This is a genomic window from Planococcus alkaliphilus (genome assembly GCF_057031095.1).
This window is the reverse complement of the sequence record NZ_CM168060.1, coordinates 840,865-864,896: the sequence shown is the minus strand read 5'-3', so window position 1 is coordinate 864,896 and position 24,032 is coordinate 840,865. Positions and strand designations below refer to the sequence as shown.

The window sequence follows — 24,032 nt, the reverse complement described above, 5'->3', positions numbered from 1 at the left end:
GACTTTCTATTACCACCATTATAGAACTTATGTTCTATTTATTCAACTATTCTTTCAATTAATTTCAAGCAAAAACAAGCCTGTGAGAATTGTTTCCCACAGGCTTGTTTTATTAAGCTTTGTTCATTGCAGAACGGTTTTTAAGGCTTTCTGCTTTTTTAGTTGCTTGTGATTTTTTCAAAATGATTTCAAGCTCTTCCAACGACTTTCCTTTTGTTTCAGGGATGAATTTCCAAACAAACAGTGCCGATAACAAACTCATGATGCCATAGAATGAGTAAGTCATCGCTCCGCTTACTTCCATCATCATTGGATAAGTCGAAGAAATGAAATAGTTGGCCGCCCATTGCGCTGCAACGGCAATTGCAAGTGCCTGCCCTCGAATTTTATTCGGGAAGATTTCAGAAAGCAGAACCCAAACGACTGGGCCCCAGGACATCATGAACGAAGCTGTATAAACGATGATGAACACTAAAGTCGCAACACCGATCTGTTCAAAATATGCAAGGCCAGCGACGCCGAACATTCCGACTGTCATCCCGATAGAACCGATGATCAACAACGGCTTCCGTCCAAATTTATCGACTGTGACAATTGCGATAATCGTGAAAATGACATTCACTAAGCCCATGATAATCGTTTGAAGGAATGAAGCATCACGTGCGGCGCCCATGCTTTCAAAAATACGCGGGGCATAGTAAAGCGCAACGTTGATGCCGACAAATTGTTGGAAGATCGAGAGCACGATTCCAACGATGACAATCGTTTTTCCGTAAGTGAATAACTTTTCCTTGCGATGATCGAATGATTGTTTGATTTCATACAATGTCGCTTTTGCCATTGTAGTGTCATAGGTTTTCTCTAAAATGGCCATCGCTTTCGCTTCCTGGTTTCTGGAAATGAGATAGCGCGGCGTTTCCGGCACAAAGAAAAGCAGGATTAAGAATAATACAGCTGGAATCAGTTCTGAAGCGAACATATATCTCCAGCCTACATCATTGATCCATTCCAGTGTTTCACCTTGCGCAATTCCCCAGTTGACGAAATAGACGACGAGCATCCCGAAAATGATGGCGAACTGGTTAAGCGATACAAGGCGCCCCCTCAAATGAGGAGGTGCAATTTCTCCAATATACATCGGTGCGACAGCCGAAGCTAGCCCTACTCCGATTCCGCCAATAATACGATAAATATTGAAAGTTATTAATAACGACATGGTTGGTTCACCAACCGTGAAAAAGAACATTTCAGGATACGCAGACCCTAATGCTGAAAAGATGAATAGGAAAGCTGCAGCAATCAATGAATATTTTCTGCCGATTCGGGAAGAAATGATCCCCGACAGCAAGCCCCCGATGATACAGCCAATCAAAGCGCTTGATACCGTTAAACCGTGAACGAATGAGCTCAAACCAAGACTATCTGTGAAATAAGTCTGCAAGGATCCTTCTGCACCGGAAATGACAGCGGTATCATAACCGAATAAAAGACCCCCAAGAGTGGCCACTAAAGTGATGGCCGTTATGTACAGGATTTTGTTATTTTTCATGTGAATATTAGAGCAGAATAACTTTCCTACTCTATCCTCCTTTCTTTTTGTAAACGTTATCATACATAATATCAGCATTTTCAAACTTTGTACATTCAATAAACAAACTTTTTTGTCATTTTATAGAATTGAACTATTATTTCAGAAGATTAATATAGTCCAAAAGAGGGAAAGCATAAGAAGAAAAGCTAATCCTATCCCATAATTCTTTTGTAGTTTAAATCTTTTATTGTTAAACTATTCTGTGTAAGGGTTACTTTTAGCTTAAATTTTTTATCGCATCATTTACAAAAAATTTATCTAAGGAGCTGGAGCAATGTCTAAACAACAACAATTCGAACTCGTGAAGAATGGAAAAGGATTTATCGCAGCGCTTGATCAAAGCGGCGGCAGTACGCCAAAAGCACTGGCTTTGTATGGTGTGCCAGAAGATTCATATTCAGGTGAAGACGAAATGTACGACCTGATCCATAAAATGCGGACACGTGTCATGACGGCTCCTGCATTCAATTCGGATTCGATTCTTGGTGCCATTCTGTTTGAGCAGACGATGGATCGGGAGGTTGAAGGCCAGTATACCCCTGACTATCTATGGGAACAAAAAGGCGTTGTGCCTTTCCTGAAAGTTGATAAAGGTTTAGCTGAACTGGAAGACGGCGTTCAGCTGATGAAACCGATGCCGGAGCTTGATGCTTTGCTGCAGCGTGCAACTGAACGGAATATCTTTGGCACAAAGATGCGTTCTGTCATCAAAGAAGCAAATCCAGAAGGCATCCGTAAAGTGGTCGAGCAGCAATTTGAAGTCGGCAAACAGATTATTGGTGCCGGCCTGATGCCGATTATCGAACCTGAAGTGGACATCCACAGCAGCGACAAAGAAGAAATTGAGCGTATTTTAAAAGATGAGATCTTAAAGCAATTGGAAAGCTTGCCGGAAAACGAACCGGTGATGTTGAAATTGACCATTCCAACTGTCAATAATTTTTATAAAGAATTGATCGACCATCCGAAAGTCTTGCGAGTTGTGGCTCTTTCTGGAGGATATACGCGGAGCGAAGCCAATGAAAAACTAGCAGCTAATAACGGGTTGATCGCAAGCTTCTCAAGAGGATTGTCTGAAGGCGTCAGCGCGAGCCAATCAGATGAAGAGTTCAACGAATCGATTGCAGATTCCATTAAAACAATTTACGAAGCATCCATTACATGAGCTAATTAAAAAGGAGTTCCCGTCAACCTTACCGGTTGACGGGAACTCCTTTTTTTAATTCTCTTCTAGCACTTTGCCAAGTAAACGGATGCCTTCGCCAATCTTTTCTTCGCTTGTATAGCTAAAGGACAGGCGAAGAAACTCGAGCCCTTCTTGCTGATCCAGGAAGAAAAAACGGCCAGGGACGTAGGCAAGCCCCGCTTCATGCGCTTTGGCCAAAAGTTCAGCTGTGTCGACTCCCGGAACTCGAAGCCAAAGGAAGTATCCTCCATTCGGCAAAAACCAGACAGCTGATTTTGGCATAAATTCTTCAAGCGCTTCCACCATCACCCGAGCTTTCGCTTGATAGACAGCCACCAGTTTTTTTAGATGGCTGTCAAAGTCGATTGTTTCCAAATAAGCGGACAAGGTCGCTTGTGCGAATGGATGGCCCAAATCTTTTTTAAACCAGCCAATTACTTCGATCAACTCGTTCGGTCCCGTCACCCAGCCAATTCTCATGCCGGGTGCCACCACTTTCGAAAATGATCCGATATAGATGACCCGTTCTCTTTGGTCCAATGCCTTTAATAATTGTGGGCTTTCTTCAAAGCCCAGTTCGCCGTATGCATCGTCTTCCACTATGAGAAAATCAAATTGTTCAGCGAGCTCTAAAAGATGCTTTCGCCGTTCAAGCGATAAAGTGGTCCCTGTCGGGTTTTGGAAAGTCGGAATGGTATAGAGGATACGCGGAAGCGCCTCTCCCTTTTCTTTCCGTTCAGATAAAATTTGTTCAAGTTCCGTTGTTCTCAAACCCTCATCATCTACTGGGATGCTTATGTATTTATCGGTATAGTTTTGGAAGATTTCCAACGCTTCCATATAAGTCGGCGATTCAATCGCTACAACTGCTTCCCTATCCAACAGAACGCGTGCGACCAAATCAATGGCTTGGCAAGCTCCAGAAGTGATCAATAGCTCTTCATTAGAAGTCGCAGCCCCTCTCTTTGACATGCGCTGACAGATGAATTCTTCGAGCTGCGGAATTCTTGGGCTGCCAATGTAATGGAGCGGCAAATCTTTTTCCCCATCCAGCAAACGCGCCGCCGCTTGTTTGATTTCCACTGAAGGCACTAAACTTGGGTCCGGATATCCTGAATTTAACCGGATAGCACCGGAAGGAAATGCCGCCATCCACTGTCCCGGCGGATCGTTTTTTAATGCGAGCTGAATTTCTTTGGAATAAGGGATTTTTGATTTCATTGTCTTCATCCTTTCTGCAATAAACCTGGCATTCTCGATTCTTTTATTTCATTCTACCGCATTGAAATTTATTAAGCATTCTGTAAATTTATTCGTTAAAATAAGAAGGGAAACAAACAAAGGAATCATTGGGGGAAATTGACATGCGATTAAAAATTATCCACACAAACGACGTTCATAGTCATTACGAAAATTTCGCGAAAGCGGCAACGGTCATGAAGCAACTGAAAGATGAAAACAACCTTATACTTGATGGCGGCGATTTTGCCGATTTCAAAAGCATCGAACTTCAAGGAACGCGTGGACTTGCAGCGATTGAGCTTCTGCAAAATGTCGGGTATGATGCGCTGACAATCGGAAACAATGAAATGTTCAACGGCATTGAAACACTTGAGTATATGGCTTCATCAAGCCCCATTCCGTTCATCAGCAATAATTTAATGAAAAAAGAAGAAACAAAAATTCAAGGCGTCCATAAAAGCGTGATTTTAGAAAAGAACGGATTGCGCATTCTCATTACCGGCTCTTCTCCTGACCTTGGAGAATTTAATGACGGACTGGGCGTAAAGATTTCATCCTACGAAGACAGTATCAAAGAAGAAATCGAGCGGAACAAGGGCCAGTATGACCTTTGTCTTCTCCTTAGCCATGTCGGTACGTTTGCCGATGAGCCGCTAGCTGCTAAAATACCGGAAATCGACCTGATTATTTCTGCGCACGACCACAAACTGTTTAAAGAAGCGAAAATCATTGAAGGCACGATTATCAATAGCGCCGGAAATTACGGCGAACATGTCGGTATTGTCGAAATAGAAGTGATCGATGGCTGTATCCGGTTGCTCCATTCCGAAACTTTGCCGACAGCTGATGTTGAACCGGATCCCGAAATCATGGATTTACTGAAAGCCAATAAAGCAAAAGCGGTTGCTGTGTTGAGTGAACCTCTTTATCAATTTGAGTACCCTTTATGGCACGATGTCATCGAGGAAAATCCGATCAGCAACCTGATTGCCGATGGCTTGCGCGATATGATGGGCTGCGAAATCGGATTGATCAATAGCGGCATTGTAAATGCAGGCGCTTTCGGCCACCTTTCCAGAAAAAAATTAATCGAGATTTGCCCTTCTCCATTAAATCCGACCTCATTTGATATTAAAGGCAGTGATTTACTGGCAGCAGTCGAACAATCGCTGGATGCACAAAGTTGCCTGGCCGACGGGAGAGGTCCAGGGTTCAGAGGGAAATTCGTAGGAAGCCTCCACCTTTCGGGCGCAGAAGTCCTTCATGATGGAAGCCGAATCGAAGAAATCCGAATTCAAGGCGAAGCATTGGAACTTGAACGGTGGTATTCGGTTGCAAGTTCCGATTATTTGCAGCGCGGCTCCGGCTACTCTTCTCTTGCCCACAACCGAAATGTGAAATACCGGGCGGAAGAAATCAAAGATGTGATTCGCCTATATGGCAATCAGCGCCAATTCACTGATCAGGCTCAAGAAAAACGCTGGAAAATCGGGTCGAAAACCATTATCTAAAATAATAGAAGCAGGCTATGGGTTTCAATCCATAGCCTGCTTCTATTATTTGCTGCCTTTCATTTTCTTTCTAAATCCGACAATCGCGAACCCAAAAATGACGATGGTATAGCCGATTACCCAAAGAAGCGGTTCCAGCAATTGCGTATAGTCGCCTGAAAACGCAGCTCTTGCTGCATCAACAGCATGAACAAAAGGCAAGAGACCCGCGACCTGATCAAAGCCGCCGCCAATCATGGAAGGCGAAAACCAGATGCCGCTAAGCCAAGTGGTGATGTTGACGAAAATAGCGAATATGCCGCCCACTTGCCGGTCTGTAAAATAGGTGCCGAGTGCCAGCCCAGAACCGATGTAAAGAAGTGAAACCACGAGCAGTATACCGAATCCCGATATGGCATGGCTATCGACTGGAAATCCTAATAATACACCGGCTGCGTAACAGACTACAATCTGAAAAAGGGCAACCGGCAGCAGCGGTATGGAATAGCCGATTAAGTATTCGCCTGCCTTCAACGGGGAAGCGAATATCCGCATAAGAAACGACGTGGTTTTATCCCGCCCAAGCAGCATTCCGGAAAATAAGGTGATAAATGAAAAGCTGAATACAATCATGCCAGGCGTTAATTTCTCAATTGTGAAAAGGTCAAGCGGCATAATCCCTTCCAAAGAGGAAAACAGCCACAGCATCGCAACGGGCATGACCACACCGAGGAGAAGAGTCAACGGATCCCGCAGAATCTCTTTACGGTTTCGTCCCGCAAATGCCAAAGCTTTCATGTGCGCTCCTCCTCTTCAGTCAATTTGATGAAAATATCCTGAAGTTTCTTGAAGCCGGTTCTCTCTTGCAGATCCTCGAGTGTCCCTAGTGCACGCAGCCGCCCGCCTTGCATAATGCCGATGCGGTCGGCGAGCGCTTCCACTTCCTCTAAATAATGCGTTGTTAAAATGATGGTGATGTCCCCTTTCAATTTCAGCAAAATCTCCCATAAATCGATACGTGCACGGACATCGAGGCCGACTGTCGGTTCATCCAAAAAGATGATCTCCGGCTCTGATATCATCGCCATGGCAATGCTGAGCCGGCGCTGCCAGCCTCCTGACAGGTTTTTTGCTTTTTTGCCTGCATAGTCTTCAAGGCCAAACTTTCTGATCAGTTCCTCTGTTTTCCGCTTCGTTTCTTGCTTGCTGCTGCCATAGATTTTCGCAATAAATTCCAAATTCTCTTTGACGGAAAGATTGCGTGCAATGGCTGTTTCCTGCGGCGACAGATTCATCTTCTTCTTCACTGCAAGTGAATTTTCAACAATGCTGTCGCCTAGCATCAATGCATCTCCGCTTGTTGGGGCTAGTAAACAGCTCAACATTTTAATCGTAGTCGTTTTCCCCGCCCCATTTTCTCCTAGCAGCGCGAAAAACTCGCCTTGTTCAATTGTCAGCGATAAACGGTCAACTACCAGCTCACCGTTAAATTTTTTCGTCAATTCCTTGATTTCAATCACCATTGGACATTCCCCTAATAACCGCAGCTCGGTTTCGTGCCGCAGCCGCTTTTATTACAGTCTTCCCGATTGGCAGGATGAGAAACGCCAAAAGCATTGAGAACCACTTTTACATCGAGCATAATAGAGACATTAGGAGCTGATGCCATGGAAACGCCAAACTTATCAGGAAAGACTGTTGTGATTACAGGTGCCAATAGCGGAATCGGATTAGAGACTGCTAAAATCCTTGCCAACTGCGGCGCATCCATTGTGCTGGCAGTGAGAAATTTAGAAAAAGGGAGCATCGCCAAAGAAGCGATTCTTCACGGGACCCCCGAGGCGGTAATCGATGTGATGCCGCTTGATTTGGCGGATTTAGCGAGTATCCATGCATTTTCTGCCGGTTTTCAGAAGCGCTTTAACCAATTGGATTTACTGATCAATAATGCGGGCATTATGATGCCGCCGTTGTCTTATACAAAAGACGGCTTCGAACTTCAATTCGGCAGCAATCATTTGGGGCATTTCGCTTTATCCGGCCTCTTATTGCCGCTTCTCATAAGCACGCCTGGATCGCGCATCATTACCGTGAGCAGCCGCGCCCATGACAGAGGCCAGATCCAGTTCGAAAACTTGGATGGTGCAAAAGGCTATAAAGCAAAGAAGTTTTACAATCAAAGCAAATTAGCCAACCTTTATTTTGCACTCGAACTTGATAAACGCTTGAAACAAAATGGATTGCCGGTTCGAAGCATCGCTTGCCATCCTGGAATTTCAGTGACCAATATCTTTAAATTCGGCAATCGAACTGCACCGCCAGCAGTCCGAAACTTAGCAAACCGCTTTCTTCAGCCTCCGGACCTCGGTGCCTTGCCGACAATCTATGCAGCTACTGAAGAATCGCTTAAGGGCGGCGAATATATTGGCCCCGATGGTCCTGGCCGGATACGCGGCTATCCCGCGCTTGATACGCCCCATGCGATTGCACAAGATGCAGCCGTTTCCCAAAGGTTATGGGCCGTTTCCGAAAGACTGACAGGCGTCGTTTTTGACTTCCAAAAAAATTAAAAAGGCATTTCCACCTAGGAGTGGAAATGCCTTTTGTATAATTAAAATTGAATCGCTTTAGACAGCACATAGCCGACATAACAGACCGTTTCTCTAGCGAAAAATGGCAATTTGCTTTTGATGTCATTAAATATCGAGGTTTCAGTAGGCGAGGCATGCGCTTCGATGCCTGCCAGTTTAGCCATCAGCAATGCGCGTTTCATATGTAAGGGATCACTGACCACCAAAAAATCATCCATTCCATATTCATCCGCTATTTCATGGGCATACAGGAAATTTTCTTCTGTTACCATCGATTCCGTCTCGATCAAGATCGCTTCTTCCGGCACATTTAGCTGCATCGCATAATCTCTCGAGACTTCCGATTCCGCAACATCCGAACCGTCCGTTTTGCCGCCCGTGAAAATTAGCTTTTCTACAAAACCTTCTTCATAAAGAGAAACCGCATGGCGGATCCGTTCCCTCAGAGCAGGCGAAGGTTCGCCGTCAATAACTTTTGTGCCTAATACGATTGCAGCATCAGCATGCGTCGTTTCATTTTCAGCAGCGTAAGTCCAGATGCTGAAGGCTGAAAAACCAGTAAATAAAACCAAAGACAAAAGCGCGGCAGCAATCAATTTACGGGAAATCTTTTTCGTCAATCTGTTCATCCTTTACAATTCTTCTATTCCCCTCATTATCTACCGATAGAAAACGATTGGAAAGACTTTATCCTAAAAAAACATTAAATAGTCACAAAAACAATATAGTTGAAATAAAAAGAGCCGCATCTTCAGCGATGCTGGCCTTGTGAATCCTTTATCCTTTTTTCGTATTTTTCCAAACGAGGAATACCAGTACAAGCGGAACGGATATCATGATGGCTAAAACAATTCCGACGACAATTAGCGAACTTCCCATTTTTCCACAACCTATCTCTTTGATTCTCTTGCTTCCACTGTATCACGTTCCACAATTTTTTGGCTGCCTTTGCCGATAAACTTTGTAACTTTTCGTGAACGTGAACGTTCTCATGTATAAGCACATTTCCATCTACTCGAAATGGCATAAAGGAGGAAATTCCGATGAAATTAAAAAAAAGTTTGCTTTTTCTGGCATTCATCGCGTTCTGCTTCATCTTGACTGCATGCGGCACTACTGATGCGGGGTCAGGCTCAGAAGGCAATAAGGAAAACGCAGAAAATGAGGAGGCTGGAGAAATGAAGCCCGCCGTAAAAGAAGAAGATGGAACTTTCCGCTATACACTCGACAATCAAACAAGCGAAGATGTAAAGTTCGATTTCACAAGTGGGCAGCGTTTTGACTTTGCCTTGTCAAATGAAACGGGTGATCAAGTATTCCTTTTTTCTTCTGTCAGCATGTTCACTCAAGCACTGGGTGAAGAAACTGTCGCAGCAGGCGATAAACTGAGCTACGATTTAGAAGTGCCTGAACTTGATTTAGAACCTGGCACGTATACGCTTGAAGCTTGGTTGACGCCTGAAGAAGGACCTGCATTTGAAGCGAAAACCGAATACAAAGTCCAATAAACGTCTATAGCAATAGGAAAGCCGCATTCGTTTTTTTCGAATGCGGCTTTTTTTAGTTTTTCATTCTCTTAACCGGAATCCAGATTTCACTTTCTACATTCTGCATATCTTCAAAGTTGCCGTTAAAGGAAATTTCCGGCCCTTCGACCAGCTCATAATTTGACGACGGCAGCCATTCCGAGAAAATCTTTCCCCATGCATCTTGCAGCGTATGCGGAAATGGTCCAGAGACCTTAAAGATTGCCCACTCACCAGCTGGCACTTCTACCACATCAAATTCACCGAAATCGCCATCGAGTGTTGTCATCGAGCCGATCAGATGGTCGAGCTCCCCTTTCTCTTCAAACCGACCTTCATCAAAATGGAAGGATGCGTTGACGACCGTTTTCACTTCCATATTTCGAAAAGCCCCAAGCATCTTCCGCTGCTGTGCAGTAAGCGATTGGACCATTTTCATAATCTCCGGATTCTGGCCTTCAAAGACGATCGGCACCCGTTTTTTCAAGCCGACCAATTTAAAACTTTCTTTTTCTTCAATGCGATATTCCATATCCATTCCTCCTTGAATCGTTAATTGGAAAGTCAGGCGCGGAAACACCTTGAAAGAGGAACTGTTTTTCACATCAGAAGGACTCATGCCTGACCAATCGCGAAAAGCCCGGCTAAAGCCATCCGCTGACTCATACCCGTATTTTACCGCCAAATCCATGATTCGCTCTTTTCCTTGCTGAAGTTCCATTGCCGCTTTTGACAAACGCCGATTTCGAATATAGACCCCTAAACTCATCCCGGAAAGATAGGAAAACATCCGCCGGAAATGAAATTCTGAAACGCCCGAAATTCTGGCGACTTGGCCATAATCGATTTGCCCATCCAATTGGCTCTCGATGTACGACAACGCTTCATTCATCCCTTTCAGCATATCCATGCCTTCAACCTCCCTTCTGTCTCCATTTTAGCGGACTGTTTTCCGGGCTGACCGATATTTTCTATACGGAAAATATCGCCTGCCAAAAAGATTAAATATTCAATAAACAAGATCATTTATTCCTTTAAAACTGTTATACTCTAATCATAACGAGTGTCGTGGCATCTTGGAAAGTTTTCAAATTCTCCAGCATCAAATGCCTTCGGGCAAAAAATATAGAAAGAAGGGTTAGGATGATCACGAAATTGTTTCCTTACTTGAATTTTGACGGCAATGGCCAAGAAGCAACCCATTTTTATGTCGACGTATTGGATGCCCAGTTGGCCGGAATAACGACGTACGGCGAAGCCAATGAAGGCAATACGGAAGGCCTCCCGGAAGAAGCAAGGGACTTAGTGATGAATGCGCAGCTCAATATGAAAAACGGGGATATGCTGATGATTTCTGATGTTCCACCTGGCATGGGCATGTCTTTTCAAAAAGGAAATAATGTTTCGTTGACTGTCACATTGGACGATATGGAAGAAGCACGGCGAATGTTTGGCAAGCTGGCTGACGGTGGAGTTGTCATGATGGATTTGCAGGAAACGTTCTGGAGTCCGCTGTACGGTGCCCTGACAGATAAGTTTGGCATAGAATGGCAGATCTCAGTGGATGCCAATACCGAATGACCCCATAGAAAGAGCGCAGTCTCCTCCAAGAGATTGCGCCTTTTTTAAACTCCTTTATTGTTTGTACGTCTCTTGCTTTTCTTCTTTCATTTCATCCACTTTCTTCTCGAGAGCTGCTTTCATTTCTTTTCGGATGCTGTCTTTCCGTTCTTTTTCCTGGTCGAAGTAATGATTGACCGTGTCGTGGCGGATATTAATCAGCTCGAGATATCGCTTGACCGCTTCTTCATCCTTGAACTTATCCAGTTCCTTTAAATCGTAGTGCAAGCTGTGCATTTCATTTTTGGCTGACAGGATTTTAAACGAAATGTCATTATTGAGCGCTAGCAGCTCGAAATAGATGTCATTGCTTTGGGCAAGGATCTCGAAAGAACGGTCATTTCCCCAAGCGAGCCATTCCCAGTAAAGCCGGCTGTATTCCTGCTTTAAATAATCATTCAGTTCACTTTCCGAATACACCGATTTGTATTGGCCATTGCCCGCTTTTGCCACAGCTTCTAATTGCTTCTGCCCTTCATTGTCCACGTCAAAACCGATGATGTTCACTTCAGCTTGGATATTGGATTCGGCCAATGACGATGCTGCTTGTACTGGATCGCCTCCGCACGTTTCAATGCCGTCGCTGACGACATAAATGACATTGCGCACATTTTCGCCGGTCTGCTGCTTCAGATCTTGCTCAGCCGCTTGGATAGCCCCTGCCAAAGGAGTCCAGCCGGCCGGATCGAACTTTTCCAATGCCGCAGTGAATTCCTGTTCTCCATATGGCGCTAATTCATACACTACTTCGTTGCTTTTGCACGACATTTCTTTTGCTTCTTCCGTTCCTGTCCCTTTATGGCCATAAACGCGAAGCATCACATTGGACCCCTCTGGCAGGTCAGATGCATATTGCTGTATCGCCTGCTTGGCCAGCTTCATCTTTTGCCCACCGGCTACTTCCCCTGCCATGCTGCCGCTTGCATCCAGTAAGATCGCGACATTGACCGTTTCTTGTTCCGGAATCTCAATTTCATCTTCAGGTGTCGAAGAATCGATTTGAATGGTCGGATCCAACTCCTCGAATTTCCGGGCTTCCTCTTCAATATTCGCTGCAAACAAAGAAACGGCGATTGAATAAGCTTCCTCTCCCGTTAAATTGTCCGGCAACATTTCAAGCTCTTGCAAAATTTCTTGTTGATTTTCTTCGGTTAGCTCTTGGGTATTATACTGTCCTTTTTCTTTTACGATTTTCTCGACATTATGTATAGCCGCTTCCGGTATGTCTAATTCTGTGTCTTTTTCTTTTTTCGGCTCGGCTGCTTCTTTTTCAGCCCCTGGCTTTTCTTCTGCACTGGTATTCTTTTCTTCAGAACAGCCAACAAGAAGAAATGCGAACACTAACCCGATTGCCAATAGCCATCTAGCATTTTTCATTTTGCTTCCTCCATTTTGCTTGTATGATGAATCATTTACGCCTTTCGCTGACGGAAGTTTCATTTCTCTCCCTTTTTGGTTCTTATAAACTACTTTATTCCCGTTCAATTAGTTATTTCGAAGTTTATTCAAAAGAGATATGCATCTTAACAGCCATCCAACTGATCAGCTGAATGGCTCAAGACATATATGGCGCCTTACGCTTCATTCAATGCCGCTCTCGCCATCTCCATGTATTCTTCGCTCTCTGACTTAATGGCAAATTCAGCAATATCAATTGGATAAGTGGCCGCAAGCTCCATAACATGCTCATTCATCTTTGGCCAAACGATGCCGCCTGCCTGCTCATACGCTTGAATCAGCCTGCTCAATTCACGCTCACCATGGGTGCGCAAATGACCGATAAAATCAGTAGAAACGTCTGCCACTTTCCCTTCAGTCCAGTCTATAAAACCGGTCACTTCTTCGTTAGCACCGATTAAAATATGGCCTGGATGCAAGTCTCCGTGGATAAATCCTGTATGCTTTGGCCACATAGATTCCTCATTCATCCACTTCTGCCAGCGTGCCCATAATTTTTCACTGACACCCATTTCACGATTTACTTTGTCCATTCGATTTTGCAGCGTTTCTTTGATTTGATCTATAGTTGGAGCGCTCAATCCATGGTCTCGAATTTTTTCAAAAGGAATGGAGTGAAGTGACACCATTCCTTTCGCCAGCGACTCGATATAAATCGCCGGCAAATTTTCCGGGTCAATCACCCAATCATAGCGCTGTTCTTCCTTATTGATCGTCCCAGCAGGCAACCCGTCCAATACCTGGTAAACAATTAGATCATTTGAAGCCACTTCCCATTTTGGTGCTTGTACGCTGAGATTCGGCTGCACCAGTCTCAGTATCTTCTGTTCTTTTTCAATTTCCTTTTGCACATCTGTTCTTCTCGGAATTCGCAGAACCCAAGAAATATGTGCTGCGTCTTTAAAAAGGACTACTAAGAAATCAAGGCCGGATTCGTTCACTCGCCATTCTCCCGCTTCCAGATCAAAGCCGTACTTATTTGCCAACGCTTTTATTTCTTCTTTTTTCATGACTCTCCGCCTTTCAAGAATTTTGTAATCTTTTCTTCATTGCATCGGAAATCCCTTTATTTTATTGATAATTCCGGATTTTCAAAGCGTGAGCACATCATTGTTTTTTAAATTTTTTAAGGGGTATAGTTCAAAAGGTATAGGACGAACAAATCTTTTTAACAAAAAACGGAGGATGATTTTCATGAGTGGAGCTGCAATTATTACCGGAGGCGGAAGTGGCTTAGGACAAGCTACTGCACTTCGTTTAGCAAAAGATGGCATCAACATCGCAATTGTTGACGTGAACGAAAAAGGCGGCAACGAAACGGTTGAGATGGTAAAAGAGCTTGGACCAGATGCTATTTTCATCAAAGCGGATGTTTCAAAATCGGAAGATGTCAAAAACTACGTGGATCAAACACTAGCGCATTTTGGTTCCATTGAGTACTTCTTCAACAATGCCGGCATTTCTGGCAGCGGAAAATACTTCATGGAAACAGAAATCAAAGAAATCGAACAAATCGTCGGCATTAACTTGATGGGCGCATTGTACGGTGTTCGCTATGTAGCGGAAGCTATGCTGAAAAATGGCGGAGGCTCTATCGTCAATACGGCATCTAGCGCTGGCGTCATTGGGCAGGATTCAGTTGTCACTTATTCTGCAACGAAGCACGGCATCGTCGGTTTGACGAAAAGCATGGTAGCGGAATATGCGAAAGATGGGTTGCGCGTCAATGCAATCGCTCCAGGTCCAACCGAAACGCCAATGGTTAAAGCTTTCTACGAAGCGAACCCGGAAATGAAAGCCAATGCAACAGCCGGCATTCCGCAAAAACGTTTAGGGACAGCGGAAGAAGTGGCTGAACTGGTCGCTTTCCTATTAACGTCTAAAGCATAATACATCAACGGCGAAGTCATCAGCATCGATGGCGGGTTCACGAACGTAAAATAAGAAATAGCGAAAAAGGCAAACCTCCTTCATTGAGAGGTTTGCCTTTTTTATGCAGGCGGCTCTTCTTTCGGATAAACGACCGAACCGTCTTCTTTGACTTCAGCTCGCGCTCCCCATATCCCGACCTCGTGCGGGACAAACTCTACTGTCTCGTCTTTCCCGTCAATAATATGCTGGACTTCGTGTCCGTTTGCCACGAGCCAGTTGCTGATCAACAAACGGTGGCAGCGAGATGGGTGGCGTTCTGAACAACAATAAGCCACGCGTTTTTGAGAAGCTTTTTCCAGCAATTCCTCAATGCCTTGCTGAAATTCTTCACTCAAAGTATAGTCCGCATAATTCTGGAAAGAACGGTTGCGCCAGCCCGCGTTCACTTCCTCGTCCACTTCTTTCGATTTTCTTCGCCTGCCGCCAAGTTTGCCGAAGTGTTCATAAGTGATGCCTTCCGCTGAAAGCCATTCCGGAAAAACTCCTTTCGAAAACTGCGGCCATTTTTTGCTGCCAGGGAATGCCCGGACATCGGCCAATAATTCGATCTCCTGTTCTTTCAGCATTTTATGGAAAAATTCTTTTGAATGGCTGGAATGCCCGATGGTGTAAATAATCATTGCAAGCTCTCCTCGTTTCATTATTCGCTTGCTTCTCCTATTCCTTGCTCTGCCTCAAATTAAACCATGCAGTACCCACAGTTTTTTCTGTACGTGAAAGGATGCTACAATACGGTAAAGTGAATTACTATGAATTATTCAATAAAGGAGGCATCCGTTTTTGCAACTCGAACCGATTTCCGATCACCTAAAAGAAAATTTGAAAATCCTTTTCATCGGCTTTAATCCGAGCATCCGCTCTTCAGAAACCGGCTACCACTATGCCAACCCAACGAACCGATTTTGGAAGATCTTGTATCAAGCTGGCCTAACCCCTTGGAAGTTTGCCCCAGAAGAAAACAGCAAGCTTCTCGATTTAGGATTCGGCTTAACGAATATTGTCGCCCGTCCCACAAAAGAAGCGGCCGAGATAACGAAAGCTGAATACAAGGAAGGCGCAGCATCGCTCCAAGAAAAAATCTTGAAATTCAAACCGACCGCTGTCTGCTTTGTCGGCAAAGGCGTCTACCAGGAATACAGCAAAAAGCGCCAAATCCCATGGGGCTTGCAGGAAGAGCCGGTACTTCCTGGAGTCATCGAATACGTCGCCCCTTCCTCATCCGGCCTTGTGCGCATGAAATTCGATGAAATCGTCCAAATCTACGAGGACTTAAAACGCTACGTCTAATTATCTGGAGGTTTTCTGGCCATGTTCATTTTAACTGGATTTATTCAGTTTTTGTGAAATACGCCCAGTTGAGTGAAAAATACGCCCCATTGATGCGGAAATACGCCCAGTAATCCTTAAAATACGCTTCACAATAAAAATGGCCATCCTTTCACCGAAAGGATGGCCATTTTTATTAGGTTAAATTCTCTATTAGACTCACGAGTTTACGGACTGTATTGACATTGCGTATGGTGACTTTGCGGTAAATATCCGTTCCGACAATTTTCACCATGCCGCTTTTAGTGACATTTTCTCTCGCAACCGACCACAGAATAGCGCCGGGGACATAAATGACTTGGTCAATTTCCGGTTTCAGATGAAGCAGTTCCCTTACGTTTTCATGATCCACTTCTTCCCAAAGGAATAAGACATCGCTTTTCATCTCTTTATCATTCAACCAATTTTCCGGAAGTGCTTTGGCGATGGAGATGAATTCTTCTGCCGCATAAATCAGGACTTTGATCTTCAAACCGAATTGCTCATAGATGGCTTTTTCCGTGATTGGCCCCAGTTCCTTTTTTGATGCATGATCACTTTTAAAAAGGATATTCCCCGAATTGATATAAGTCTTTACTGCTTCCAACCCTGCTTGTTCAAATGCTTGTTTTAAGGCTTTCATATCGATTTTATTATTGCCGCCAACGTTAATTCCTCTGAGCAGCGCTACGTAAGTATTGCCCATTACTCCACTCTCCCATTCCATTAAAGTGAATAAAACCCTGCGTCTTTCATAATGATGCCGAAAGCCCGGCTTTGGACATTTTCTTTCAATTCATCTATTAATCGAGCCAATTCAGCGGAAAAAACGTCGTACTCTTCCTTTGCCAGCACAAGCTTTAGTAAAGCGGCAACTGAGTACACAGTGCCTTGGCTTAAACTGCCGGATTCGTTTTGCAGACGGATTTCCAAATCCTTAAGGTCAACTGGATGCGGCAGCCGAAAACGGTAAATCACTTCTTCATGCGCAGATTTATTGCGGTAAGGAAATGCCACTTCTAAGATGGCATCAAGCTCGTGTGCGCTCAGCTGCAGGTTTGTGTATTCTTCACTGAATTCTTCCGCAAAGTTCTGGGCAATCCTTTCCCGCAGTTCCTCATCAATCACTTGATAAAAGTTAATGATCTGTCCGAGCGATAAAAAATTGACGAGCACCCAAAGCGGCACATTCCGATGCTTGTCGAAAAAATCTCGGATAGCTGGATACCTCACGCGGTCTCGCTTTTTATGGCTTTTGATCAAGTTCGCGAGCGTCGAAATGATGCGGTCGCGTTCGTGGTGATGTTCCCTGTTTTCGCTATAATTTCCAGGCTCTAAAAAGCTATCCTTGCCCTGGAATTTCTCAGAGAACCGATAAGCGATCTTTGATTTCATATTCTTTTCAAATTTCAGCAGTTCGTTCAGCAGCAAGATGCGCAATTCCCGGTCGAAACGGTAGAGTGCATAAATATGGCCGAACTCCGTTCCTTCCCGGTAACGCTCCTGGCTATAAGGATTTAAACGCTCATCGTGTTCCATGAACGGTTCTTTATAGCCGTCGATCAAAGCGTAATAATTCTCACGGGACAAAATCCGTTTCGCCTGAACCACATCTTTTACGATTAATCCCCGTTCGCGCAAAATCTGTATTTGTTCATCATGGTCTGCAAAAAACTTCACAATTCTCATCCTCTGTAAATACTTCTTTCTCTTACTTTAATCGAGCACGCCAAAGAAATAAACTATAAAAAAGAACCGCAATAAATGCGGCTCCACTACCCTTTAGGCTTTCCAGTCAAAGTGGCAAATGCAAGCAGTCCAAGAACAGATGATCCAAATAGAATCGCCCCCATCGGAACTGCCGATAATTCGTTAATGCCGACTAGCGGCGACACAATCGAACCGATAACGAGCGGCAGCATGCCAACGACTGCACTGGCACTTCCTGCCCGGTGCCCTTGGTCTCGCATAGCCAGCGTAAACGAACTCGTGAACGTCATACCGACTGCAATCATATAGATGAAAATTGAAATGACAAGTGCTGCGAGCGGACCTTCAATAATCGTCATAATGAATAATACCAATGTCGCAGCAGCAGCGACCCATGCTGCACCTTGCAATAAGTGGTGTTCAGAGACGATTCCGCCGAACTTTCCGATGATGGTGCTGCCTAGAATCATTGCGATTCCATTGATGCCGAAGAGCACGCTGAACACTTGCGGTGATACGCCGTATATTTCCTGATAAACAAAAGGCGTCCCTGCCACATAAGCAAAACTTCCTCCATGAATCAGGCCGACGACAAGCGCATAGCCGATAAAAGGACGCGCCTTGAACAAGCTCCCCATTGTCCGAATGGAAGTTCCAATCGAACTTGGCATCCTCTTCTCAGGCGGCAAGGTTTCGGGCAGCCGCACCATGACAATCACAACCATGATCAATCCAAGCAAACTTAAAAAGTAGAAAATACTTTCCCAGCCTCCGAAGGGCAATGCAAGAATGCCTCCTCCAGCAATCGGTGCCACCATAGGTGCAACGGCGTTGATGACCATCAGTAAAGCAAAGAACTTCGTCATTTCCCTTCCCGTAAAAACGTCACTGACTACAGCTCTTGATAAGACCACTCCTCCTGAAGCTGTAAAACCTTGCAGAAAACGAGCGGCAATCAATAACTCAATCGTCGGGGCTACAGCACAGAGAAGCGATGACAACGCAAAGAGAATGACCGAAATGATCAACGGTCTCCTTCTGCCGTGGGCGTCACTCAAAGGCCCGACCACAATCTGCCCCGCTGCCAGTCCAATCAAACAAGCAGTCAAACTAAGCTGGACTAATGATATATGAGCGTCCAAATCTTGCGCGATTAAAGGAAAACCAGGCAAATACATATCAATATTCAATGGAGCCAATACCCCGAGCATGCTGAGAAGCAAAGCGAGCCCCAATCTTTTTCTTCCTTTTGGATTATGCAGCATGTATAAAACACCTCTCACTAAATTATCTAATTAACTATACATGAATTACAGGAACAGTTTCAGCAATCTCTTCATTTTTCTTCAGGAACTTAAAAAGACACAAAATGGACACTTACCTCAAAACTAGCCATATTGGTATCGTAGTAAACAGACTGAACCAATTAACGTCTTTAAATTGAGTGTGCTCCTGATTGCCAGGTTCACAAAAGTGTATGTTGACAATGATGAAAATAGCGGATGAAAAGAAGCAATATTTCCCTTTCCATCCAATTCATTTTTATCTTTGATGCACTTCGAACTTTTTTCATTGCCGAAATGAATGCTTCATTTAGATAAGACTTACTGGTATATGCAGTCAAAATTGAGTTTTGAAAGGAAGTAAAACATGCAACAAGAAAAAAGACTGCCAAGAAATTCGAAAGAAGGCTTACTATACGGTACCTTGATTTCCACGATGACGGTGTTGTTCATGACCTCATTTAGCACGATCTATTTTGCCGGAACTTTCAATGGAGATATCGCCTTTTCAATTTTAAAAATGGTGCCCATCATGTGGATCATCGTAATGATTATCGAACCTGCTATTTTTGGACGCCTTGCTGAAGCGTTGACAGCTAAATTCACTAAGCCTACGGATAGCTTCAATTCAAAAATTCTTTTCCGCATCCTTTTTACAGTCCTTGGGATGTCGGCAGCTATGACGTTCATTGGCGATCTTGTCGGAAACGGATTCCATGCTGAAATCTTCCACAACTGGCTTCAGTATTGGCCACGCAATTTTCTGATTGTCCTTGCTGCTGAAAGCTTAGTCATTCAGCCGATTGCCCGTTTCGTAATGGTGAAAATGCATGACGCACAAGATAAAAAAGCGCTCGCTTCAATTGCAGGATAAGAAAAACTCCCAGACTTTAAAAGTCCGGGAGTTTTTATATTGAATAGAAGAAAAGAATATAATATAACTGAAATTTCAGATATTTTAGTGCAAATTCATACGATGTTCTTCTCCTTGGGCCGCACGGAAACTTTCTTGGCTTACCTCTGCCACTAAATCTTCGATTGGATCTAGCACAGTTTTCGCGACAAGTTCTTGAAGCAACTCTGGCACCGTTTCTGGCTCTTCTTGGAAATCAGGCGTCGGAGTAATAGCGGCCGCTATTTCCATCGCCACTTCTTTAATCGGCAAAGCCCCAACTAGCGGAAGCGGCGTAGAGATAGTAGGTTCAGTTGGATAGATGGAAACGATTCCTGTCCGCTCCAGCTTGTTCCACGTATGTTCCCGTTCAAGTGCGTATGCGATGGAACCATATAAGAAATAATAAGCATCTAAAAGACGGTAACTAACCAATTCCATAGCGGAAAATAAAGTGATTTTGAGGTAATCCAATTTTGGATAGGCATGTCCGTATCTGTTTGAAACCACATATGATCCGACGCGCTGCGTAATTTGAAGCACTGCGGTCATGGCCAATAACAACAGCGTCAAATCCGACACTGTTGCTGTTATGAAACCGTAGGCAAGAAATGCCGTGGTAAAAATGCCTGCCACTCCAGGCAGCAATGAATCGATAAAGATGAAAAAGACAAGTTTAAAACCGAGCTTTTCCACTTTCCCCTTATGGTACATCTTCAAAGCATCGATAAATCCTTTCTGCCACCTAACTCTCTGTTTTGATAAACTTTTAAAGTCGCCTGGCACTTCTGTATAGCACTCGGCTTTCGGCACAAAAACCAGCTTGCCTTTTGTATAGGTGTTTTTGATTAATTGCTGCATTCTGAGCGTAATTTCCATGTCTTCTCCAATTGTCTTTTTATATCCTCCCGCTTCATATAAAGCATACGCCTTAAATGCACCAAAAGCTCCGGATACGACAGAAACAACTCCGAATTTCGATTGCACAAATCGTTTAACGTAAAACGACAGCATATAATCAGACAATTGATAACGAGTCAGTCCGTTCCCTTTAAAAGATGGCTTCGATTTTATATACATTTGTCCGACATGCACCATGCCGCCCCCAGCGATTACATTCGGGTCTTGCAGCGCTTCATTTATATGGGTCAAGGCATTTTTTTGTAGAATACTGTCCGCATCCAAAGTAATGACGATATCGCCAGAAGCATAGTCTGCTCCTGCATTCAAGGCATCCGCTTTTCCTCCATTCACCTTATCAAGCACTTTCACATGGGGGTAAGCGGCAGAAACAAAGGTACGGATGACTGGATTATAAGCCAATTTGTCTTTTGCTAAGAGCAATTCTTCCTTCAAATCCAGCAAATCCACCAATAATTTCATTGTTTCATCATCTGACCCGTCATTAATTAAAATCAATTCAAAATTTTTATAATCCAAATTTTGAAATCCGGTAAAACAACTTGCTAAAACTTTTGCTTCGTTATATGCGGGAACAAGAATCGACATTTTCGACTCCTCTAAATCTTTTCTGATAGTCGTATCTTTTTTCGTCATTTTCAACGCTAACACCAAATACAATAATTGAATCGTGAAGAATACGGCCCATGGTACTAAACAAATAATCAAAAACACACTCATAATTCCATCCCCTTAATTCTATTTTTATTTTTGATAGTAACGAATCCAGTCGACAAGCAGCTGTGTTGGAAATTGTGTAGTTTCATCCGGTTCTCCGACCCAATCGCCACCCACCCCTGTGTTGATGAATAAGTACATTTCTTCATCAGGCACAAAAGTCGTGCTTGTATACATAGGCGTCCCATCAACGAAAAATGTAATCTTTTCGGGATACCATTCAATGCCGAACGTATGATAATCTGTCGTCAAATTCGGCAAATCCGAAAGGTTATAATCCTTTCCGTATATCCGGTTCACTTCATAATGGATCGTGCTCCAAACTTGTCCTGGCTGTTGGCCAAGTATTTCTACGATATCGATTTCCGGAAATGCTTTTCCTGCGTTGTTCCAAAGCCATATGGCAGGCAACAATCCCGTCCCCGCCGGAAATTTCGCTCTCACCTCGAGTTTCCCGTATTTGAATACGACTTTTCCTTTTGTGGTGACCGCTCCTGACGTATATGGAAATCCTTGAGACATCTCCTTTTTGGTATGGATTTTCAAATTGCCCTCACTCACCTCTACATTTTCGGGCTTGTAATGCTGGCTTCTGTTTCCGTATCCATAAGGATCGTCCAACACATTCCAACGAGCTGGATCGAGCGGTGCCTGATCAAACTCTTCGTTCCAAACGATTTTCCAAGGCATAGTATTGTGATCTTCCAACACACCCTCGTTATTCACTAATGGAGATTCTGATGATGGCGGCGGCAAATAATCCATATAAGTTCCTCCTCCTGCTAAACAAAATAGCGCCATTGATGCACAAATTGTGCCGCTCAAAACGTTCATTCCATCACCCTGCCTAAAAGTAATAAAAAACTTGTTTATTTTTGACAACTAATACTATATGACTATTTAAACCTTATTTTCTGAGTCATAGAGGTTACAATATAGTGCTAAGGTTAAAATTGAGTTAAATTTTCTTAATATTTAGAATGCTTTATACTAAAAATATATGAATTCCGCTTTTTTACAAACTTTCGTAAAAAATGGGTATTATCGAAGACAAAACAATTGGAGAAGTGAAGACAAAATTTGCAATAAAAAAAACGCCTAGACAGAAAACTGTCTAAGCGTTTTTTGTTTCCAGCAATATGAAGTTTAAATTAGTTTAATCCATGTTCGAGCATAGCATCCGCCACTTTTTTAAATCCGGCAATATTGGCGCCGGCAATCAAATTCCCGGGGGCACCATATTTCCCTGCAGTTTCGATGCAGTTTTTATAAATATTTTTCATCACTTGATGCAACTTTTCATCCACTTCTTCAGAAGTCCAAGAATAACGCATGCTGTTTTGGGACATTTCCATAGCGGATACGGCAACTCCACCTGCATTCGCAGCTTTTGCAGGAGCAAACAATACTTGGTTATTCGTCAGAACGCGAACAGCTTCTTCATTGCATGGCATATTGGCTCCTTCCCCAATGGCTTTCACCCCATTCTCGACCAACGCCTCTGCCCCTTCTCGGCCAATCTCATTTTGGGTTGCACACGGAAGTGCGATGTCACAAGGAATTTTCCAAATACCTGATTTATCCTTTCCAAAGCGCGCTTTCGGATGATGTTCTAAATAGTGGTAGATTCGTTTGCGTTCCACTTCTTTCAGCTGCTTGACTGTATCTACATCAATTCCTTCGGGATCATATATATATCCTTCCGAATCACTGCAGGCGACTACGGTTGCACCAAACTCGATCGCTTTTTCCATCGCATAAATAGAGACATTCCCAGACCCTGAAACAATGACTTTGCTGCCTTCAAAGGAAAGCCCTTCACCTTTCAGCATTTCTTCCACGAAATAGACTGTCCCATAGCCGGTGGCTTCTTTCCGGATCAGGCTTCCCCCATTGTCGGGGTTTTTCCCTGTGAAAACACCCGCTTCGAATGCATTGCGGATTCGCTTGTACTGGCCAAACAAATAACCGATTTCGCGTTTTCCAACACCGATATCCCCAGCCGGCACGTCAATATCCGGTCCGATATGGCGGCTCAGTTCTGTCATGAAACTTTGGCAAAAGCGCATAATCTCACGGTCTGACCGCCCTTTCGGATCAAAATCAGAGCCGCCTTTACCGCCTCCTATTGGCAGACCAGTCAAAGCATTTTTGAAAATCTGTTCAAATCCAAGAAATTTCACAACGCTTCCGGTAAGGGTAGGATGGAAACGAAGTCCGCCTTTAAATGGCCCAAGCGTACTGTTAAATTGCACACGGTAGCCGCGATTCACATGTACATTTCCATGATCATCTTCCCATGTCACACGAAATGCAATAAATCGTTCCGGTTCAGAAATACGTTCTAGAATCCCTTCTTCTACATATTCTGGATGCTGTTCAAACACTGGCTGCAGCGAAGAAAAAACTTCCCATGTCGCTTGCAGAAACTCTGTTTCGCCTGGATTACGGTCTTTTACTTTTTTATGGATAGCTTTTATGTATTCATGAGCGGATTGCTCTTTTGTCTGGATGCTTTCAGTTACTGCTTTCAATGTATTTTCCCCCTCGATTGCATACTAATTGATC

Annotated in this window: 23 protein-coding genes; 8 read left to right on the top strand and 15 right to left on the bottom strand. The window is 43.8% G+C overall.

Annotation, left to right across the window (positions count from 1 at the left end):
- Positions 1-112: 112 nt before the first annotated feature.
- Positions 113-1,549: a D-xylose transporter XylE gene (xylE, locus tag AC2EXB_RS04485; protein ID WP_483603910.1), complete on the bottom strand. Its 1,437-nt coding sequence runs from the start codon at positions 1,547-1,549 to the stop codon at positions 113-115.
- 316 nt (positions 1,550-1,865) lie between these two features.
- Between xylE and AC2EXB_RS04480 the strand changes: the two genes are divergently transcribed.
- Positions 1,866-2,756, top strand: coding sequence for a fructose bisphosphate aldolase (locus tag AC2EXB_RS04480; protein ID WP_235198488.1), 891 nt, complete (start codon positions 1,866-1,868; stop codon positions 2,754-2,756).
- Between the two features lie 54 nt (positions 2,757-2,810).
- Here the strand turns inward: AC2EXB_RS04480 and AC2EXB_RS04475 are convergent, their stop codons facing one another.
- Positions 2,811-3,998: an aminotransferase-like domain-containing protein gene (locus tag AC2EXB_RS04475; protein WP_483603909.1), complete on the bottom strand. Its 1,188-nt coding sequence runs from the start codon at positions 3,996-3,998 to the stop codon at positions 2,811-2,813.
- 143 nt (positions 3,999-4,141) lie between these two features.
- Here AC2EXB_RS04475 and AC2EXB_RS04470 point away from each other — a divergent pair, with 143 nt between their 5' ends.
- The gene (locus AC2EXB_RS04470) at positions 4,142-5,530 is read left to right on the top strand and encodes a bifunctional metallophosphatase/5'-nucleotidase (RefSeq protein ID WP_483603908.1); all 1,389 of its coding nucleotides are present in this window, start codon (positions 4,142-4,144) and stop codon (positions 5,528-5,530) included.
- Between the two features lie 45 nt (positions 5,531-5,575).
- Here AC2EXB_RS04470 and AC2EXB_RS04465 read toward each other — a convergent pair whose 3' ends face one another.
- Complete coding sequence (locus AC2EXB_RS04465; protein ID WP_483603907.1) at positions 5,576-6,307, bottom strand: ABC transporter permease; 732 nt, start codon at positions 6,305-6,307, stop codon at positions 5,576-5,578.
- Positions 6,304-7,032 (bottom strand): ABC transporter ATP-binding protein, encoded by a 729-nt coding sequence (locus AC2EXB_RS04460; protein ID WP_483603906.1) that lies wholly within the window; start codon positions 7,030-7,032, stop codon positions 6,304-6,306. Before AC2EXB_RS04460 ends, AC2EXB_RS04465 begins: the two co-directional genes overlap by 4 nt.
- 144 nt (positions 7,033-7,176) lie before the next feature.
- On the opposite strand from AC2EXB_RS04460, the gene AC2EXB_RS04455 reads away from it, so the two are divergent.
- On the top strand, positions 7,177-8,079 hold the full coding sequence (locus tag AC2EXB_RS04455) for an oxidoreductase (RefSeq protein WP_483603905.1): 903 nt from the start codon (positions 7,177-7,179) through the stop codon (positions 8,077-8,079).
- A gap of 41 nt (positions 8,080-8,120) precedes the next feature.
- On the opposite strand, the gene AC2EXB_RS04450 is transcribed toward AC2EXB_RS04455, so the two are convergent.
- Entirely contained in the window at positions 8,121-8,720 is a 600-nt protein-coding gene (locus AC2EXB_RS04450) for a YdcF family protein (protein ID WP_483603904.1), read from the bottom strand.
- Positions 8,721-9,143: 423 nt separating this feature from the next.
- Between AC2EXB_RS04450 and AC2EXB_RS04445 the strand changes: the two genes are divergently transcribed.
- Entirely contained in the window at positions 9,144-9,608 is a 465-nt protein-coding gene (locus AC2EXB_RS04445; protein ID WP_483603903.1) for a BsuPI-related putative proteinase inhibitor, read from the top strand.
- A gap of 52 nt (positions 9,609-9,660) precedes the next feature.
- Here the strand turns inward: AC2EXB_RS04445 and AC2EXB_RS04440 are convergent, their stop codons facing one another.
- Entirely contained in the window at positions 9,661-10,536 is an 876-nt protein-coding gene (locus AC2EXB_RS04440; RefSeq protein ID WP_483603902.1) for an AraC family transcriptional regulator, read from the bottom strand.
- Positions 10,537-10,769: 233 nt separating this feature from the next.
- Here AC2EXB_RS04440 and AC2EXB_RS04435 point away from each other — a divergent pair, with 233 nt between their 5' ends.
- The gene (locus AC2EXB_RS04435) at positions 10,770-11,207 is read left to right on the top strand and encodes a VOC family protein (protein ID WP_483603901.1); all 438 of its coding nucleotides are present in this window, start codon (positions 10,770-10,772) and stop codon (positions 11,205-11,207) included.
- 54 nt (positions 11,208-11,261) lie between these two features.
- On the opposite strand, the gene AC2EXB_RS04430 is transcribed toward AC2EXB_RS04435, so the two are convergent.
- Positions 11,262-12,623 (bottom strand): VWA domain-containing protein, encoded by a 1,362-nt coding sequence (locus tag AC2EXB_RS04430; RefSeq protein ID WP_483603900.1) that lies wholly within the window; start codon positions 12,621-12,623, stop codon positions 11,262-11,264.
- 197 nt (positions 12,624-12,820) lie between these two features.
- A complete protein-coding gene (locus tag AC2EXB_RS04425) occupies positions 12,821-13,714 on the bottom strand; it encodes a macrolide 2'-phosphotransferase (RefSeq protein WP_483603899.1) in 894 nt (297 codons plus the stop codon).
- A 184-nt stretch (positions 13,715-13,898) separates the two neighbouring features.
- Here AC2EXB_RS04425 and AC2EXB_RS04420 point away from each other — a divergent pair, with 184 nt between their 5' ends.
- The gene (locus AC2EXB_RS04420; protein WP_483603898.1) at positions 13,899-14,594 is read left to right on the top strand and encodes an SDR family NAD(P)-dependent oxidoreductase; all 696 of its coding nucleotides are present in this window, start codon (positions 13,899-13,901) and stop codon (positions 14,592-14,594) included.
- Positions 14,595-14,695: 101 nt separating this feature from the next.
- On the opposite strand, the gene AC2EXB_RS04415 is transcribed toward AC2EXB_RS04420, so the two are convergent.
- Complete coding sequence (locus AC2EXB_RS04415; protein WP_483603897.1) at positions 14,696-15,256, bottom strand: DUF488 domain-containing protein; 561 nt, start codon at positions 15,254-15,256, stop codon at positions 14,696-14,698.
- A 160-nt stretch (positions 15,257-15,416) separates the two neighbouring features.
- On the opposite strand from AC2EXB_RS04415, the gene mug reads away from it, so the two are divergent.
- Positions 15,417-15,923 carry a G/U mismatch-specific DNA glycosylase gene (gene mug, locus AC2EXB_RS04410; RefSeq protein WP_483603896.1) on the top strand — a complete coding sequence of 169 codons (507 nt, stop codon included), beginning with the start codon at positions 15,417-15,419 and terminating at the stop codon, positions 15,921-15,923.
- A gap of 175 nt (positions 15,924-16,098) precedes the next feature.
- Here mug and AC2EXB_RS04405 read toward each other — a convergent pair whose 3' ends face one another.
- The 3 genes from AC2EXB_RS04405 to AC2EXB_RS04395 form a co-directional block, all read right to left on the bottom strand.
- The gene (locus AC2EXB_RS04405) at positions 16,099-16,647 is read right to left on the bottom strand and encodes a DUF1697 domain-containing protein (RefSeq protein ID WP_235198466.1); all 549 of its coding nucleotides are present in this window, start codon (positions 16,645-16,647) and stop codon (positions 16,099-16,101) included.
- 20 nt (positions 16,648-16,667) lie between these two features.
- Positions 16,668-17,630: an Abi family protein gene (locus AC2EXB_RS04400; protein ID WP_483603895.1), complete on the bottom strand. Its 963-nt coding sequence runs from the start codon at positions 17,628-17,630 to the stop codon at positions 16,668-16,670.
- An 86-nt stretch (positions 17,631-17,716) separates the two neighbouring features.
- On the bottom strand, positions 17,717-18,916 hold the full coding sequence (locus AC2EXB_RS04395; RefSeq protein WP_483603894.1) for a Bcr/CflA family efflux MFS transporter: 1,200 nt from the start codon (positions 18,914-18,916) through the stop codon (positions 17,717-17,719).
- A gap of 385 nt (positions 18,917-19,301) precedes the next feature.
- On the opposite strand from AC2EXB_RS04395, the gene AC2EXB_RS04390 reads away from it, so the two are divergent.
- Positions 19,302-19,808, top strand: coding sequence for a DUF2798 domain-containing protein (locus AC2EXB_RS04390; RefSeq protein WP_483603893.1), 507 nt, complete (start codon positions 19,302-19,304; stop codon positions 19,806-19,808).
- A gap of 84 nt (positions 19,809-19,892) precedes the next feature.
- Here the strand turns inward: AC2EXB_RS04390 and AC2EXB_RS04385 are convergent, their stop codons facing one another.
- From AC2EXB_RS04385 to gdhA, 3 genes are all read right to left on the bottom strand, one after another.
- Positions 19,893-21,467, bottom strand: a complete 1,575-nt coding sequence (locus tag AC2EXB_RS04385; protein ID WP_483603892.1) for a glycosyltransferase family 2 protein — start codon at positions 21,465-21,467, stop codon at positions 19,893-19,895.
- 24 nt (positions 21,468-21,491) lie between these two features.
- Positions 21,492-22,229 carry a glycoside hydrolase family 16 protein gene (locus AC2EXB_RS04380; protein ID WP_483603891.1) on the bottom strand — a complete coding sequence of 246 codons (738 nt, stop codon included), beginning with the start codon at positions 22,227-22,229 and terminating at the stop codon, positions 21,492-21,494.
- A gap of 386 nt (positions 22,230-22,615) precedes the next feature.
- Positions 22,616-23,998: an NADP-specific glutamate dehydrogenase gene (gdhA, locus tag AC2EXB_RS04375; protein WP_483603890.1), complete on the bottom strand. Its 1,383-nt coding sequence runs from the start codon at positions 23,996-23,998 to the stop codon at positions 22,616-22,618.
- Between the last annotated feature and the right edge of the window lie 34 nt (positions 23,999-24,032).